Source organism: Nocardiopsis coralliicola, assembly GCF_054779695.1.
In genome coordinates this window covers 124,171-140,036 of the sequence record NZ_BAAGXT010000006.1, presented here as the reverse complement: position 1 = coordinate 140,036, position 15,866 = coordinate 124,171, and the positions used below count along the sequence as shown (strand labels likewise).

The 15,866-nt window shown below is 75.8% G+C and carries 11 protein-coding genes; 5 read left to right on the top strand and 6 right to left on the bottom strand.

What is annotated here, in order from left to right; genetic code table 11:
• Positions 1-117: 117 nt before the first annotated feature.
• Complete coding sequence (locus tag ACYVGT_RS07315; RefSeq protein ID WP_460855665.1) at positions 118-561, top strand: MarR family winged helix-turn-helix transcriptional regulator; 444 nt, start codon at positions 118-120, stop codon at positions 559-561.
• Entirely contained in the window at positions 558-3,092 is a 2,535-nt protein-coding gene (locus ACYVGT_RS07310; RefSeq protein ID WP_460855664.1) for a PEP/pyruvate-binding domain-containing protein, read from the top strand. Before ACYVGT_RS07315 ends, ACYVGT_RS07310 begins: the two co-directional genes overlap by 4 nt.
• A 641-nt stretch (positions 3,093-3,733) precedes the next feature.
• On the opposite strand, the gene ACYVGT_RS07305 is transcribed toward ACYVGT_RS07310, so the two are convergent.
• A complete protein-coding gene (locus ACYVGT_RS07305; protein ID WP_460855663.1) occupies positions 3,734-4,210 on the bottom strand; it encodes an NUDIX hydrolase in 477 nt (158 codons plus the stop codon).
• 176 nt (positions 4,211-4,386) lie between these two features.
• On the opposite strand from ACYVGT_RS07305, the gene ACYVGT_RS07300 reads away from it, so the two are divergent.
• The 3 genes from ACYVGT_RS07300 to ACYVGT_RS07290 all read left to right on the top strand — a co-directional run bounded on the left by ACYVGT_RS07300 (position 4,387) and on the right by ACYVGT_RS07290 (position 7,682).
• The gene (locus tag ACYVGT_RS07300; RefSeq protein WP_460855662.1) at positions 4,387-5,334 is read left to right on the top strand and encodes a PfkB family carbohydrate kinase; all 948 of its coding nucleotides are present in this window, start codon (positions 4,387-4,389) and stop codon (positions 5,332-5,334) included.
• A gap of 139 nt (positions 5,335-5,473) precedes the next feature.
• Positions 5,474-5,908: a hypothetical protein gene (locus ACYVGT_RS07295; protein ID WP_460855661.1), complete on the top strand. Its 435-nt coding sequence runs from the start codon at positions 5,474-5,476 to the stop codon at positions 5,906-5,908.
• Between the two features lie 1,267 nt (positions 5,909-7,175).
• Complete coding sequence (locus ACYVGT_RS07290; protein ID WP_460855660.1) at positions 7,176-7,682, top strand: hypothetical protein; 507 nt, start codon at positions 7,176-7,178, stop codon at positions 7,680-7,682.
• Positions 7,683-7,745: 63 nt separating this feature from the next.
• Here ACYVGT_RS07290 and ACYVGT_RS07285 read toward each other — a convergent pair whose 3' ends face one another.
• The 5 genes from ACYVGT_RS07285 to ACYVGT_RS07265 all read right to left on the bottom strand — a co-directional run bounded on the left by ACYVGT_RS07285 (position 7,746) and on the right by ACYVGT_RS07265 (position 15,771).
• Positions 7,746-8,111 (bottom strand): STAS domain-containing protein, encoded by a 366-nt coding sequence (locus ACYVGT_RS07285; protein ID WP_460855659.1) that lies wholly within the window; start codon positions 8,109-8,111, stop codon positions 7,746-7,748.
• A 453-nt stretch (positions 8,112-8,564) separates the two neighbouring features.
• A complete protein-coding gene (gene meaB / locus ACYVGT_RS07280; RefSeq protein WP_460855658.1) occupies positions 8,565-9,632 on the bottom strand; it encodes a methylmalonyl Co-A mutase-associated GTPase MeaB in 1,068 nt (355 codons plus the stop codon).
• A gap of 3 nt (positions 9,633-9,635) precedes the next feature.
• Positions 9,636-11,996, bottom strand: coding sequence for a methylmalonyl-CoA mutase (gene scpA / locus ACYVGT_RS07275; protein ID WP_460855657.1), 2,361 nt, complete (start codon positions 11,994-11,996; stop codon positions 9,636-9,638).
• Positions 11,993-13,882 (bottom strand): methylmalonyl-CoA mutase family protein, encoded by a 1,890-nt coding sequence (locus ACYVGT_RS07270; RefSeq protein ID WP_460855656.1) that lies wholly within the window; start codon positions 13,880-13,882, stop codon positions 11,993-11,995. Before ACYVGT_RS07270 ends, scpA begins: the two co-directional genes overlap by 4 nt.
• Before the next feature lie 317 nt (positions 13,883-14,199).
• On the bottom strand, positions 14,200-15,771 hold the full coding sequence (locus ACYVGT_RS07265) for a hypothetical protein (protein WP_460855655.1): 1,572 nt from the start codon (positions 15,769-15,771) through the stop codon (positions 14,200-14,202).
• Positions 15,772-15,866: the final 95 nt, after the last annotated feature.

Sequence of the window (15,866 nt, the reverse complement as noted above, 5' to 3'; positions counted from 1 at the left end):
CCCGCCGGGCGGTCTCCTGACGCCTTCTTGACGCCGGCCCCCTTGCCGCCCGGGAGGCGTGCGCCTATTTTGGTGCGAAAGGGCACCTAATGCGTTCGCGCAATGGACGGGAGAGGCATGGACGAGCGGGACCGGCTGATCGAGATCGTCGGAGAGATGCAGCGCGACTTGCTGCCGTCGCTCATCCGCACCCACGACGAGGACGATCTCCGGCTCATCCACGCCGTACTGCTCCGGGTGGTCGCCTACGGCCCCGCGAGCACGGTGTCCGGTCTTGCCGCCCTGCTGGGGCGGTCGCGCAGCCGCACTAGCCGGCTGGTCGACCAGCTCGTCGACCGCGGGCTGGTCAGCCGGGACGAGGACGGCGCCGACCGGCGCGTCCGCCGGGTCAGCCTCACCGCCGAGGGCCGCGCACTGATCCAGCGCATCGACGGGATGCGCGCCGACGCCCAGCTGCAGCTCTGGGACCGCCTTGAGGAGGACGAGCGCGCCACGGTGTTCCGCGCCATGGAACTGCTCGCCACAGCCGCGAAGAGGATGAAGCAGGAGGCCGAGGAATGACCGAGGGGAAGGGCCGGGGCACCGGCCGCGGAAAGAGCGGCGGGCCGCCCGTCGTCGATCTGTCCGAGGTCCGCCGCACCATGGGCGGACTCGTCGGCGGCAAGGCCGCCAACCTGGGCGAGATGGCCGCCGCGGGCGAGCGCGTCCCGCCCGGGTTCTGCGTGACCACCGCCGCCTCCGTGTCCGGCACCGTGCCGGCCGATGCGATCACCGAGGCCTACGTCCGGATGGGCGAGGGCCCGGTGGCGGTGCGCTCCAGCGCGACCGCCGAGGACCTGCCGGACGCCAGCTTCGCCGGCCAGCAGGACACCTACCTGAACGTCGAGGGCGCCGATGCGGTGGCCGACGCCGTCCAGCGCTGCTGGGCCTCGCTCGACAACGACCGCGCCGTCGCCTACCGGGAGGCCAACGGCATCCCGCGCTCCGAGGTGCAGATGGCCGTCGTCGTGCAGCGCATGGTGGACGCCGAGACCGCCGGCGTGCTCTTCACCGCCGATCCGGTCACCGGATCGCGCAGCACCGCGGTGATCGACGCTGCCCGCGGGCTGGGGACCGCGGTGGTCGACGGCGCCACCGGCACCGACCACTACACCGTCTCCGGCGGCACACCTCCGGAAGCCGCCGGAGGCTGCCTCACCCCGGCGCAGCTGACCGAGATCGCGGCGGCCGGGCACCGCCTCGAGGAGCTCTTCGGCGCACCGCAGGACGCGGAGTGGGCCTACGACGGCGACGGCGTGCTCTGGCTCGTGCAGTCGCGGCCCATCACTACGCTCTTCCCGCTGCCGCCGCAGGACCTGCCGGACATGCCCCGCCTCTACCTGGAGGTCGGGAGCATGCAGGGCATGCTCCGGCCCTTCACGCCGATGGGCATCTCGATGATGGAGGGCGTCTGGGCGGACTGGGTGAAGACGGCCGCCGGCGTGGACACCGACGCCCGCGACGCGTTCATGGTGGGCGTCGGCAACCGGCTCTTCCTGGACATCTCCGCGATGGTGCGCAGCGGCACCACCCGCGGCCGGCTGGCCGAAGGGCTGCAGGTGTACGGTCCGCGGGCGATCAGCGGACTGCAGCGCGTCCTTGCCGACCCGCGCTTCGCGCCGCGGCGGGGCAGCCCCTTCCCGGTCGGCACCGTGCTCGGCGCAGCCGCACGCCTCCTCCCGTCCTTCGCAGCCGGGGTCGGCTGGTCCCTGGCGAAGCCCGCGGAGTCGCGCGCGGCAGCCCACCGCGCCACCGGCAACCTGCGCGCCCTCACCGGCCCGGACGGGCCGCGGACGCCGGCGGAGCGGCTCGACTGGATCACCGGTGACGCGACCCCGGTCATGCTCGGCGGCGACCTCACCACCATCATCGGCCCGGTCTTCGCCGGAATCCTCGCCGGAACACTGCCCACCCAGCTGCTCAAGGGCGTCGCGACGCAGGACGAGTGCGCCACGGTACTCGGCGGGATGCCGCACAACGTCACCACGGAAATGAACCTGGAGCTGTGGCGGATCGCGGAGCGCGCGCGGGAGCACGGCCCGCTGTTCGCGGAGACGCCGCCCGCGGAGCTCGCGGAGCAGTACCGCAGCGGGAAGCTGCCCGACATCGGGCTGGCCGGCTTCCTGGACGTCTACGGCCACCGCACCGCCGGCGAGGTCGACATCGGCGTGCCGCGCTGGCGGGACGACCCGTCGCCGGTGTTCGCCACCATCGCCAACTACCTGAAGCTGGACGACCCCGAGCAGGCGCCGGACCGCCGGTTCGCCCGGGCCGCGGCCGCCGCGGAGGCGAAGCTGGCGGAGCTGGGCAGCCGCGCGGTGCGGGCGCGGCCGGTGCGTGGGCGGATCGCGCGCTTTCTCATGCAGCGCTCGCGGGAGCTCACCGGCATGCGGGAGTACGCCAAGTTCGCCTGGCTGGTGCCCTACGCCGAGATCCGCCGCCAGCTCGTGCTGGCCGGGGAGTCGCTGGTCGCCGCCGGTGTGCTGGACACCGCCGAGGACGTCATGTTCCTCACCCGGGACGAGGTGCGCGCCGCGGGGGCGGACGGCGCGGACCGCAGGGGGCTGGTGGCGGAGCGGCAGCGGGCGCACATCCGCGAGCTGCGCCGCGGATCGGTGCCGAGCCTGCTGCTCAGCGACGGCACCGACCTGGCGGCGACGGCGCCCCGCCCGCCCGCGCCGGAGCACGGGTTCGCCGGCCTGCCGGCCTCGCCCGGATACGCCGAGGGGAGGGCCCGGGTGGTCACCGACCCGTCCGGGGCGCACGTCGAGCCCGGCGAGATCCTGGTGGCGCCGACCACCGACCCCGGCTGGACGCCGCTGTTCATGACCGCGGCGGGGCTGGTCAGCGACACCGGCTCGACGATCGCGCACGGCCCGACCGTGGCCCGCGAGTACGGCATCCCAGCGGTGATCGCCGTGCCGGACGCCACCGGGCAGATCCGCACCGGCGACCTCCTCCGCATCGACGGCACCGCCGGCACCGTCGAGGTGGTCCCCGCGGCGTCCCTGGCGGAGGACGGCACCGGGAACCCCGTGGAAGCCGCTCCCTAAGGCGTGTTGGGTGGGTGGCGTCTGCCGCGAGCGGTGTCGGCGGTGCACCCGCCGCACGGCCGGTGAGGGAGTCAGGGCGGGTTTCCTCCCGAGAAGAGAAAGACGCCGCGAGGCGCGCGCCGGGCGAGAAGCAGCAGGACAGTTGCCCGCCCGGCACCCCTCACCGCGGCCCTCCGTGCCGATCCGGGGAGCCGGTCAGCCTCCCCGGACCGGCGCGGCCCGCCGAACCCGTCTCACGCACAGCAGCGCCGCTGCAGGGGCTCCGCCGCGTGCTCCCCAGCCCATCCCGGAGCGCCGGACGAGCCCGGCCCCGGGCCGGTCCCCAGGCGGCCGCGTCAATTCACCGGAGCCGCCGGCCGGACCTCTCACGGACCAGCTCCGGCCGGTGCGGCGCGCGGCACCCGGCCCTGTGGCCGGGCACCGGTCGCAAGGCGTGCGCTCAACGCCGCAATCCGGACAACCGGCTGGCCGGCGCCGCGGCCGACGGCCCGCACCGCTGGCGGCCGCAGCACCCCGTCAGCGCTCTGGGCCCGCCCGGCAGGGCCCGTGCAGGTTCCGGCCGCGGTGTATCCGCGGCGGCCCGGGGGAACCGCCGCCGGGGGTGCTGCGCCCGGCCGGGACTGGGCCGGCAGGCGGAGCGGTCAGGTGGCCGGACCGGCGTAGTAGGCGGGAGCGTCGTCCTGGGCGCAGCGGACGCGGCGGAGCACGTGCGGTTTGAGCTCGGGAAGGGCGTCGGGGGCGAACCAGGCGACGTCGAGGGTCTCCTCGTCGTCGGTGCGGAGCTCGCCGCCGAGCGGGCTGCAGCGGAAGGCGACGTCGAGGAACTGGACCCGGTCGCCGTTGGCGTAGGTGAACGGCTCTTCGGTGACGATGCTGACCACCCGCTCCGGCGCCGCCTCGATCCCGGTCTCCTCGCGGATCTCCCGTACCAGGGCCGCGGCGGGCTGCTCCCCCGGTTCCAGAATGCCGCCCGGCGGCGCCCAGCTGCCGTCGTCGGCGCGCTGGTGCAGCAGGACCGAGCCGTCCGGCGCGATCACCACGCCGGTGACGCCGGTGAGGAACAGCAGGTCGTGCCCCACGCGCTTGCGCAGTTCGAGGATGAAGTCGGGTGTGGCCATGGGGCGACCCTACCGAGCTGCACCACCGGTCCCCCGGTGCCGCTCCCGCCGCCCCGCGGAGCCGGCAGGGGCGGGGCCGGATGCGCGGCCACCGGGCCGGGCGGGAGCCGGACCGGGGCCGCCGCTGCCGGCTGAGAGGCTGGGGGAACGCCCCCGCGCACACGGAGAGGACCCCCATGCCCCGTCTCGTCCACGTCGGCGCCGTCATCGCCGACGTCGCCATGACCGTGCCTACGGTGCCCGCCTCCGGCGGCGCGGTGCTGGCCACGTCGTCGCGGACCCGGCCCGGCGGCGGCTTCAGCGTGATGGCGGCGGCGAAGCGCGCGGGCATGGACGTCGTCTACGCGGGCGCGCACGGCACCGGGCCCTACGGCGAGATGGCCCGGGCTGCGCTGCGGGCGGAAGGCGTCGAGCTCGCGCACGCACCCAAGCAGGGCGCCGACACGGGGTTCTGCGTGGCGCTGGTGGAACCCGGTGCGGAGCCGACGTTCGTCACCAGCCTCGGCGCAGAGAGCGACCTGTCTGCGGCCGAGCTGGCGGCCCTGCGCCCCGCCGCGGACGACACGGTCTACCTGGTCGGCTACAGCCTCCTCCCGGGCCCGTCCCTGGATCCGCTGCTCGCGTGGATCGCGGACCTGCCGGACGGCGTCCGGCTCGTCTTCGACCCCGCACCGGTGGTCGACGAGCTGGCCGCCGGACCGCTCGGCGCCGTCCTTCAGCGGACCGACGTGCTCTCGCCGAACGCCGCCGAGGCGGCCGTGCTGACCGGCCGCCGCGACCCGCTCGCCGCGGCGGCGGCGCTCTCCGTCCGCATCCGCCCGGGGGGCCTTACCGCGGTCCGCGACGGCGCCGGGGGCTGCGTCCTGGCGCAGGGGACGGAGCCGCCGGCCCGCATCCCGGGTGTCCCGGTCACGGCCGTGGACACCACCGGCGCCGGCGACACCCACGTCGGCACGCTCATCGCCGCCCTGGACCATGGCTCGGACCCGCTCGCCGCCGCACGGCGGGCGAACGCCGCGGCGGCGTTCTCGGTCACCCGCCCCGGCCCGGGGACGGCCCCGACCGCCGCCGAACTCACCGCGTTCACCGGGCGGCAGCACACGTCCGCACCGGTGGAGCGCTAGGGCATGCCGAGTGGGTGGCGTCTGTCGCGGCAGCTGCCCGCCCGACACTCCCCAGCACCGCCTGCAGGCCCGCCCGCGGCGTTCGCGCCCCAGGGGACCCCCTCGCCTTCCGCCATGCCCGTCAATGAGGAGGTACACCGTGACCGCTGTCTTCACCGCCTTCGGGGTGCTCGTGTTCGGGGTAGTCGCGGCCGCGGCACTGGCGGTGCGCCGGGCGCGGCGAGCGCGCGGCCAGCGCCCCGCCCGGGGCCTCCCCGAGCCGCAGCGGCGGCAGGTCGAGAGGGCCGTCCAGGAAGGCAGGCCGGTGGACGACCCCGGTCTGGCACCGATCCAGCGCGCCGAGGCGGACCGCCAGGCCGCCACGCTGCGCTGGATGCCCTGGCCCTACTTCGGGCTGGGCGCGGTGTGCCTGGCGATGGCCGGGGCCGTGCTCTGGCTCGGTCCCCCCGGCTTCGCCGCCTTCTGGGTCCTGATCAGCCTTCTCCAGGCCGGGCTGGGGCTCCTGTGGCTCCGCCGGCGGCAGCGGCTGCTGGAGCTGGTCGCCGAGCTCGACGCCCGCGCCGGAGAGGCGTAGCCCGCTGCCCAGCCGGCCCTGCGGCGGGCCCCGCCCTCTTCGAGGGCCCTCCCGAGTAGCCGCCGCGCCCGCTCGGTACCCCCTGCGCACCGCAGTGCCGCCCCGGCCCCGCCCCGGCCCGGGCGGAAAGCGGGAACGCCGGCCGTGCCGCGTGGACTTCCCGCCTCCCCTGCGTCTCGGTACGCCGCTGCCGCGGCGCTGGCAGCACCCGGGCAGCCCCCCCCCCCCGCATGGGAAGGCACCGGCCGAGCCCGGGGCGCCCGACCGGCTCAGGGAAGCGCCGGGCCGGGCTCGCGCTCACGAGCGGCGCCCGGCGGCATCGCGCAGCAGGCGTCGGTCCGCCCCTGCCACGGGCCCCTGCGCCCCCGGTCCCCCCCGGTACTCCGCCGCCCGGATCGCCGGTTCAGTGCAAGCGGCCCCAGGGGCTGCGCTGGATCCGCGCCGCCCTCCGGGGTTTCTGGGGTGCGCCGGCCCTGCTCCCGGCAGCCCTGGCCGTCCGCCTCCCCCGGCAGGCAGCCGCCCGCCGCCACCGGCGGGCCCGGGCCGCGCTGGTTCCCGCCTGCCGTCCGACCTGCACGAGGGCGAACCGCGAACGGCAGGACCCAGCGTTCGCGCCCAGCGGAGGCCCCGCCCGGAACGGGGCGGCGCTGATGGCCCTGCCGACTACCGCCACCGCGCTCTGTTGTCTCGCGGTCGTCCTGCCCCTGCTGGCCACGGCCACGGAGACGGCGACGCTGTCCCCGTTCCCCGCCCACCCCCTGGCAGCAGTACCCCGCGTGGAGAACGCGGGGACCCGAGGCGTGGAGCGTGCGCGCCCTGCTCAGCACGGGCGGCTACACCCCGCGGTGCCGGGGGAGTCCGCGCCGCGGCCACGAACCGCGAGCGGACAGTCAGCCCCGGTACCGCGCGGCCGGCCGGGTCTTGGCGGCCGGGACCGCGGTCCCTCCACTCCGCTGGGCTGGGCAGGGCACCCGGTCCGCGGGGGTGCTCGCCGCGCTCCGCACCTGTGCCGGTTCCGCGGTCGCGATCCCGGGCCGGTCCGCGGACCGCGCCGCCACCGGCGGGCCCGGGTGGCGCTTGCCGCCGATGCGCCGATGCGCCGATGCGCCGGACGAGGGAACCGCCGGAGCAGAGTGGCGAGACCTCAGCGCGCGGGCCGCCGGCGGCCGGTGCCCCGGGCGCTGCGAGCGGTGCGCATCCGGGGTACCGTCGCCGCACCCCCGATCCGGTCCCGCGGAAGCCGTGGAACCGGCGAAAGGAGTCACCCGTGGACACGGAGCTGGCCCTCTGGCTCGCCGACGTCCTCTCGTTCACCGGCATCGCAGCGGCGGCCGCGGTGTTCGCGGCCGGCCTCGCGCGGCGCAGCCGCCACCGGGTACCGGACCAGGACCTGACCGAGCTCGGCGCGTTCGACCGGCTGCCCGGTGACGCGCAGAAGCGCGCCCGGGAGGCACTGGAGAACGGGACCGGCGCCGAGACGCACGAGGAGGCGGCCGCGGTCCGCGGACTCGCCGCGGAGAACCTGCGGCGGGACGCCAACCCCTGGTTCTTCGCCGGACAGGTACTGCTCGGCGCCGGCGTCGCGGTGGGCGGGCTGCGCTGGGCTGCGGCGGACTTCTGGAGTTTTCAGGGGATCCTCTCGACCGCGCTGGCAGCCGCAGTCGCCGTATTCCTCCCCTGGTCGGCCGCCGACCGGCGGCGCCGCCACCGGCGCGCCCGCGCCGCGCTCGCCGCGAACACGCCGGACGCCGGACGCGCGGCGGACTCCGGCTGAGGCCTCAGACACACCTCATGCCCGCCTCGCGCGGATGAGGCGGGCAGCGGACGCGAGGCGGGGTCAGCCCGCCTTGGACTCGAGGGCTTCCATGGCGCTGACGGCGGTGGGAACGGTGGTGTGGACCGGGACCTGGCGGTGCAGGCCGACCAGGCGGACCACCTTGGTGACGCGCTCGTTCGGCGCCGCGAGGGCGAGGCTGCCGCCCCGCTCCTTGACCGCACGGTAGATGTGGATGACGGCGTTGAGGCCGCTGGAGTCCATGAACTCCAGGCCGGCCAGGTCGAGAATCAGCCAGGGGCCGTGATCTTCAACGGCCGCTAGGGCCTGCTCCTGGAGGTCGTTCGCGGTGGCGATGTCGAGGTCGCCTTCCACCGTGACCACCACGGTGCGGTTCTCGACACGGGTGCCGATCCCAAGCCTGTGCACGTTCACTCCTCCCAGCCCCACGTGTGACGGCGGAGGGCTCCCGTACGCGCGCGCCCCGACCGCGGCCTGAGGGGGCCGCCGTCCGGGGCGGGCGGATGCGCGTACATCCCTAGCCACACACGGTATTAGCAGATCGGCGTCTCGGGAATGCCGATGCTGACACTATTTTCGACCACGAGTCGCGAAACCGTCCGGGACAACCCCGTTCGGCCTCCGCCGACCACCTCGGATGGGCGGCGGTGCGGTGCGGCCGCTGTCGGGACCGCCGCGGCGCGGATGCGCCGTGCGGCGCGCCGTGGTGAACCCTCTACGGCACGATACCGTCCCCTACGCCGGGGCCTCAGCCGTTTCCCCCTGATCGCCCGAGGCTGTCCGACACATCCGATGTCAGCAGCGCCCCGCAGAATCCGATCCGCACCCGCCGGCCGCCCGCCCGCACAGGCGGCGGAGCCTTCACCGCCCGGACCCGCATTCCCCGGGTGCGCCGTCGGCACCACCCGGCCCCGCTGCGGCTCCCGTGCCGTCTGCTCCCCCTGCGCCCTCGGTGAAGGCGCGGAGGATCCGCTCGGCGCCGAGCGTTGCCGTCAGGGCGCCGGAGCGGACCTCGTCCTCCAGGCCGGGCAGGACCGCGCGGACGCCGCCGGCGCGGGTCAGCTGGTCGAAGAGGCGGTCGCGGACCTGCGACCACATCCAGTCGACCTGCTGTCGGGCGCGCTTCTCCTCGAAGGCGCCGGTCTCTGCCAGCGCCGCGCGGTGGCCGCGCACCGCATCCCACACCGCGTCCAGCCCGTCTCCGGTGACCGCACTGCAGGTCAGCACGGGCGGTGTCCACTCCTCGTGCACCGGCCGCAGCAGCCGCAGCGCGCGGGACAGCTCGCGCGCGGCCGTGCGCGCGTCCGCGGCGTGCGGCCCGTCGGCCTTGTTCACCGCCACCACGTCGACGAGCTCCAGCACGCCCTTCTTGATGCCCTGCAGCTGGTCGCCGGTGCGGGCCAGGGTGAGGAAGACGAAGCAGTCGACCATCGCGGCGACCGCCACCTCGGACTGGCCGACGCCGACCGTCTCGACCAGAACGACGTCGTAGCCGGCCGCCTCCATCAGCACCATCGTCTCGCGGGTGGCGCGCGCGACCCCGCCCAGCGTGCCGGCGGCGGGCGAGGGCCGGACAAAGGCCGCCGGGTCCACCGCGAGGTGCTGCATCCGCGTCTTATCGCCGAGGATGCTGCCGCCGGTGCGGGTCGACGACGGATCGACGGCGAGCACCGCCACCCGGTGGCCTCCGCCGGTGAGCCGGGTGCCGAGCGCGTCGATGAATGTGGACTTTCCCACGCCCGGAACCCCGGTGATGCCGACGCGGTGCGCACCGCCGGCGTGCGGGAGCAGCTTCACCAGCAGCTCCTGTGCGGCCGCCGCGTGGTCCGGGCGGCGCGACTCCACCAGCGTGACGGCGCGCGCGAGGGTGGCCCGGTGCCCGGACAGGACCCCGTCGGCGAGCGCGGCGACGTCGATCGGGCGCGGCACCGCTCAGCCCTCGCCGCCCGCGGCGCGGGCCGCCCCGGCGCTCTGCCCGGTACCGCTGCCGCCTTCCGCTCCGTCCGCGGCCGCGGCGTGCCCGAGGGAGGCCGCGAGCCGGTCGAGGAGGTCGGCGGCGGCCTCGGCGATCACGGTTCCCGGCGGGAAGATCGCGGCCGCGCCGGCCTCGCGCAGCGCGTCGAAGTCGGCCGGCGGGACGACGCCGCCGACGACCACCATCACGTCCTCGCGGCCCTGCTCGGCCAGTGCCGTGCGCAGGGCCGGCACCAGCGTGAGGTGCCCGGCGGCCAGCGACGAGACGCCGATGATGTGCACATCGGCCTCGGCCGCCTGCGCGGCGACCTCGTCCGGCGTGGAGAACAGCGGGCCGACGTCGACGTCGAAGCCGAGGTCGGCGAAGGCGGTCGCGATGACCTTCTGGCCGCGGTCGTGGCCGTCCTGGCCCATCTTCGCGACCAGGATGCGCGGCCGGCGCCCCTCTGCCTCCTCGAACGCGGACACCCGCGCGGCGACCGCCTCCATGGCACGCACCGCCCCCTTCGAACTGGACGCCTCGTCCCGGTACACCCCCTGGATGGTACGGATCTGGCCGGAGTGGCGGCCGAAGACCCGCTCCATGGCGTCGGAGATCTCGCCGACGGTGGCCTTGGCGCGGGCCGCGCCGACGGCTGCGGCGAGCAGGTTGTTCTCCAGCCCCGGACCGGGCTCCGCGGCGGCGGCCGCGGCGAGCCGGTCCAGCGCTGCGCGCGTCTCCCCCTCGTCGCGCTCCGCGCGGAGCCGGCGCAGCTTCTCCAGCTGCTCGGCGCGCACCTTGGAGTTGTCGACCTTGAGGACGTCGATGTCGTCGCCGGTGTCCGGGCGGTACTTGTTGACGCCGACGACGGGCTGCCGGCCCGAGTCGATCCGGGCCTGGGCGCGCGCGGCGGCCTCCTCGATGCGCATCTTCGGGATGCCGGCGTCGATCGCGGCCGCCATGCCGCCGGCCTCCTCCACCTCGCGGATGTGCGCGCGGGCGCGCAGCGCGAGGTCGGCGGTGAGCCGCTCGACGTAGTGGCTGCCGCCCCACGGGTCGATCGAGCGGGTGGTGCCGGACTCCTGCTGCAGCAGCAGCTGCGTGTTGCGGGCGATGCGCGCGGAGAAGTCGGTGGGCAGTGCGAGCGCCTCGTCGAGCGCGTTGGTGTGCAGCGACTGGGTGTGGCCCTGGGTGGCGGCCATCGCCTCAACGCAGGTGCGCACCACGTTGTTGAACACGTCCTGCGCGGTCAGCGACCAGCCGGACGTCTGCGAGTGGGTGCGCAGCGACAGCGACTTGGGGTTCTCCGCACCGAACCCGGCGACCAGCTCCGACCAGAGCAGCCGTGCCGCGCGCAGCTTGGCCACCTCCATGAAGAAGTTCATCCCGATGGCCCAGAAGAACGAGAGCCGCGGCGCGAACGTGTCGACGCCCAGGCCCGCGTCCCGGCCGGCCCGGATGTACTCGACCCCGTCCGCCAGCGTGTAGGCGAGCTCCAGGTCAGCCGTCGCCCCGGCCTCCTGCATGTGGTAGCCGGAGATCGAGATCGAGTTGAAGCGCGGCATCTTCTGCGAGGTGAAGGCGAAGATGTCGGAGATGATCCGCATCGACGGCTGCGGCGGATAGATGTAGGTGTTGCGGACCATGAACTCCTTGAGGATGTCGTTCTGAATGGTCCCGGCGAGCTTCTCCGGCGGCACGCCCTGCTCTTCGGCGGCGACGATGTAGAGCGCCATCACCGGAAGGACGGCGCCGTTCATGGTCATCGACACGCTCATCCGGTCCAGCGGGATGCCGTCGAACAGCTGGCGCATGTCGTAGAGGGAGTCGATGGCGACCCCGGCCATGCCGACGTCGCCGGCCACGCGCGGATGGTCGGAGTCGTAGCCGCGGTGGGTGGCCAGGTCGAAGGCGACGGACAGGCCCTTCTGGCCCGCGGCGAGGTTCCTGCGGTAGAAGGCGTTGGAGTCGGCGGCCGTGGAGAAGCCGGCGTACTGGCGCACCGTCCAGGGCTGGTTGACGTACATCGTCGGGTAGGGGCCGCGCAGGTAGGGCGCGATCCCCGGATAGCCGGCGGTGAAGTCGAGGCCCTCGCGGTCCTGCGGGGTGTAGAGCGGCTTCACCCCGATGCCCTCGGGCGTCTCCCAGACGAGCGCGTCGGGGCCCTTGCCGGTCGCTTCGGCCAGCGCCTCGCCCCACGCGGTGCCGCCTGCGGCGGCGGCCGCCCCGGCGGGCGCCGCGGGGCTGCCGGGAGGCACGGTGCTGAAGTCCGGGATGGCGGCGCGTCCCGCCGGGTGCGCGCCCGCTCTCGGGGCGCCGTCCCCGGTGTCGTGGCTCATCGTCCCACCCCCAGTGTCGCGTGCAGGCTGGCCAGCAGTCCGAGTGCGTCCGATCCCCGGTGGAGGAAGTCATCGACCCCCGCGTCGGCGTACTCCTCTACCCGTTCCCCGGCGAGCAGCACCCGCACCGCGCCGGCGTCCTTCAGGGCCGCGGCGGCGGCCGCGGCGTGCTCGGTGTAGACGGCGTCGGAGGAGCACACGCAGGCGACGGCCGCACCGCTGGCGGCGAAGTTCTGCGCGGCCTCGGCTGGGCCGTCCGCCCCGGCCCCGCCGACCGGCTCGATACCGCCGGCGGTGAAGAGGTTGGCGGCGTAGGAGGCGCGCGCGGTGTGCGCGGCGACCGGGCCGAGCGTGGCGAGGAAGACCCGCGGACGGCTGCCGGTGGCGGCGGCATGCTGCTCGGCCGCGTCGCGCAGCTCCTCGTATTCGGCGCCGTAGCGGCGCGCGGGCAGCGCCGCCTCGGGCACCCGCGGTGCAGGCGTTCCGGGCGGCGCCGGGCGGCTCAGCAGGACCTCGGCCGCGTCGGGGTATTCGCTGACGCCGGTGATCGGGTCGGTGCGGTGCGCGATGGCGGCGCGCCGCCGCTCCCACACGCCGTCGACGGCGCGGCGCACCGCGCCGGAGGCGAGCGCCTCGGCGATGCCGCCCTGGGCCTCGATCTCCTGCAGGAAGGCCCAGCCCTGGTCGTGCAGGTCGGCGGTGAGCCGCTCGACGAGGTAGGCGCCGCCGGCCGGGTCGATGACGCGGGCGACGTGCGACTCCTCGATGAGCAGGGTCTGGGTGTTGCGGGCGATCCGGCGGGCGAAGCCGTCGGGCAGCCCGAGGGCGGTGTCGAACGGCCGCACCGTGATGGCGTCGGCGCCGGCCACCCCGGCCGCGAAGCAGGCGAGGGTCGTGCGGAGCATGTTCACGTAGGGGTCGCGGCGGGTCATCATCGCCGCCGACGTAACGGCGTGCAGCCGCATCGGCGGAGCAGCACCGCCCGCGTCCCCGCCGGCCAGGCCGCACGCGTCGAGGACGCGGGCCCACATGGAGCGGGCCGCGCGCAGCTTGGCGATGGTGAGGAACTGGTCGTCGGAGGCGGAGATCCGGAACTCCACCCGGCGGGCGGCCTCGTCCAGGCCGAGCCCCGCCTCGGTGAGCGCGCGCAGGTAGGCGACGCCCGCGGCCACGGCCGTGCCGAGCTCCTGGGCCTCCGAGCCCCCGGCATCGTGCACCGGGGTGGCATCGGCGGCCATCAGCAGCAGTCCGGGGCGGCCGGCGGCGTATCCGGCGGCGGCCGCGGCGGCCGGCTCAACGGCGGCGGGTGCGCCGGTGCGGGCGGCGGTGCCCAGCGGGTCGATGCCGAGGCCGCCCTGGAGGGCGGAGTCCGGCAGCTCCCGCTCACTGCACAGGGTGAGGAACTCGTCGGCCGCCGCCGCGTAGTCGGCGCCGGCGTCGAGGTGGACGGGCGCCATGTCGAGATAGGTGTCGGTGAGCGCCTCGCGGAGCCCGGACACCGGCAGGGCGCCGTCGCCGAGCCGCAGCCAGAGGGCGCCGACCCCGTTCTCCAGGTCGGCGAGGACGGCGCGGCGGGCGGCGGCCGGATCGGGGTCGGCGTGCAGCTGGCGGACCTGCCAGCCGGACCGGACACTGCCGTCGGCCCGGGCGCCGCGGGTGAACGGGGCCAGCCCGGGGAAGCCGGAGTCGAAGCCGTCCTCTTCGGTGTAGAGGGGGCTGACGGTGATCCCGTCATAGGTGGCCGACGCGAGGAGCGCTTCCGGCTCCGAGGCGTCGGCGTCCACTCCGCTCTTCTCCAGCACGGCGGCGACGCGCTCGCGCCATTCTGCGCGCGTCGCGGCGGGGAATCCCGCCCCGAGCGCCTCCCGACTTTCCGGCGTCTCCATAGTCGGATGCTATAGAGCGCCGTTCGGCCATCCCCGCTCCGGGCCCCCCGGACGGCGCGCCGAAGTGTGCTGCGTCACTCGGAACGGCGCACCGCCATCGCGACAAACCCCCTGTTCAGCGCGTTTCTCCGACCGCGAGGAGCGCCGCGCTGCCCCGGCAGGGCCGTCCGGTGCCCCCTTCCGGTCAGCGGGACACGGTCGGATTCCGGGGGGGGCGGCGCAAGGAAGCAGGGCGGCGGCCGAAGGCCGGACCGGAGCGGCCGGCCCGGCGCCCGGCGCGGCACGCGCGGCGCCGGGCGACTCGGCGCACCGCGCCGTCAGCCGCCCTCTTCACGTTCGCCGCCGGGACCGGGCGCGGAGCCGGGAGGCGGGGCGAAGACGAACCGCTGGCGGTCGGCGGCGACGATGGCGTAACCGTCGGAGCTGATCGCTTCGACGTAGGCGTCGAGGCCGTCGGAGCGGACGTCCTTGGTCGGTGCGTCGAAGACCACCTGCGCGGTGCCGTCGTCCTCCGGGCCGCGGGCGTCGGCGTAGACCTGCCCGGCGGCCGCGAACACCGGGGTCATCGCCCGCTCGTCGTCGCCGCCGAACTCCCACAGCTGCGCACCGGTCGCGGTGTCGACCGCGATCATCGGCGTCGCTCCGCCGGCCTGCGGCACCAGGAGGGTGCCCGTCTCCGGGTCGAAGACGGTGCCGGGCAGCGGGCGCAGCGCGAAGTCCGGCTCGCCGGGGTTGGCACCGGGTTCGGCGAGGGTCCACCGGATGTCGCCGGTCTCCAGGTCGTGCAGGGAGAGCAGGGACGGCTCCTCGGGCCGGGACCAGCGGAGCAGGACGGCGTCGGACCCGCCCGCGCTCTCGTCGCCGCTGCCGTCCCCGTCCGCGCCGCCACTCGGCGCATCCGCCCCGGGCGAACCGCTCTCCTCCGCGCTCTCGTCGGCCGCAGGCTCCGGCGAGCCGGTGGAGCGGTCCGCCGCCGCATCGGCCCCCGGCTCCTCGGGCACCCGGTAGACGCCGACGACCTCCGGGCGGGCGCGCGGGATCGCCCCTTCGCCGAGCAGGTCGGGATCGTCGCCGGTGTAGTTCCACAGCTCGGTGCCGGGCTCCTCGCCGCCGGTGGCGCCGGCGCCGGTCGCCCGGGCCTGGAGCAGTCCGGCGCCGTCGTCGAGCAGCACCACACCGCTGCCCGCCCCCACCGGGACGCCCATCCGGTCCGGGTCCGGGGCGGCTTCCGGCACCTGCTGGGCGGGGTCGTCCGGATCGGGTGAGGGCGACGGGGCCTCGCCGCCGCCACTGCCGCCGTCCCCGCCGTCCTCGGGCGGGGTGAACGCGAACGTCCACGGGTCGGCCCCGTCGCCCGGGTCGACGGTGAACTCGCCGTGCGGCTCCTCCGGGGACCAGCCCTCAGGGCGGGTCACCGACAGTCCCGCCACGTAGTCGTCGCGCGCGCTCGCGCCCTCCCACCGGACCTCGCCGTCGTCGCCGACGACCAGGCCCGCGCCGCCCTCCCCGGACAGCCGCAGTTCCGGCGGGCCGCCCGGCTCGGGCGGCGGCAGGAAGCCGTCCACCCGCAGCTCGCCCTCCCACAGCACGTCCCCGTCGGCCGCGCGCTGGACCGCGTGCCGCTCCGCGCTGTTGGCGCTGATCAGGAAGGCGGATCCGAACGCCGTGATGCGGATGCCGCGCTCGTCGGAGACGATGTCGGGGGCTTCCGCTCCGGGACCGTGCAGGTAGCGCACCACTTCGGTGCCGACGCCGGGCGGTGCCTCTCCCCCGAACGCGGTGGGAAGCGGCTGCGGCGACGGGTCGTCCCCGCCCGCCTCCGGCCCGGAGCAGCCCGCGGCCAGCAGCACCGCGGCGACCACCGGCGCCGCTGCGCGCACGGTCGGCATGGCCACCTCCTCCGGTGCCCGGCTCTGGCCGCGGCGCGGTATCCGCGCTCCGCCGCCGTCCGGTCGAAACGACTCACTCCGGCCGCGACGGTAGC

What these genes read in the sequence shown, in the direction of transcription:
- ACYVGT_RS07315 (WP_460855665.1), top strand. Translation starts at nt 118, where the DNA reads ATGGACGAGCGGGACCGGCTGATCGAGATCGTCGGAGAGATGCAGCGC.
- ACYVGT_RS07310 (WP_460855664.1), top strand. Translation starts at nt 558, where the DNA reads ATGACCGAGGGGAAGGGCCGGGGCACCGGCCGCGGAAAGAGCGGCGGG.
- ACYVGT_RS07305 (WP_460855663.1), bottom strand. Translation starts at nt 4,210, where the DNA reads ATGGCCACACCCGACTTCATCCTCGAACTGCGCAAGCGCGTGGGGCAC.
- ACYVGT_RS07300 (WP_460855662.1), top strand. Translation starts at nt 4,387, where the DNA reads ATGCCCCGTCTCGTCCACGTCGGCGCCGTCATCGCCGACGTCGCCATG.
- scpA (WP_460855657.1), bottom strand. Translation starts at nt 11,996, where the DNA reads ATGAGCCACGACACCGGGGACGGCGCCCCGAGAGCGGGCGCGCACCCG.
- ACYVGT_RS07270 (WP_460855656.1), bottom strand. Translation starts at nt 13,882, where the DNA reads ATGGAGACGCCGGAAAGTCGGGAGGCGCTCGGGGCGGGATTCCCCGCC.
- ACYVGT_RS07265 (WP_460855655.1), bottom strand. Translation starts at nt 15,771, where the DNA reads ATGCCGACCGTGCGCGCAGCGGCGCCGGTGGTCGCCGCGGTGCTGCTG.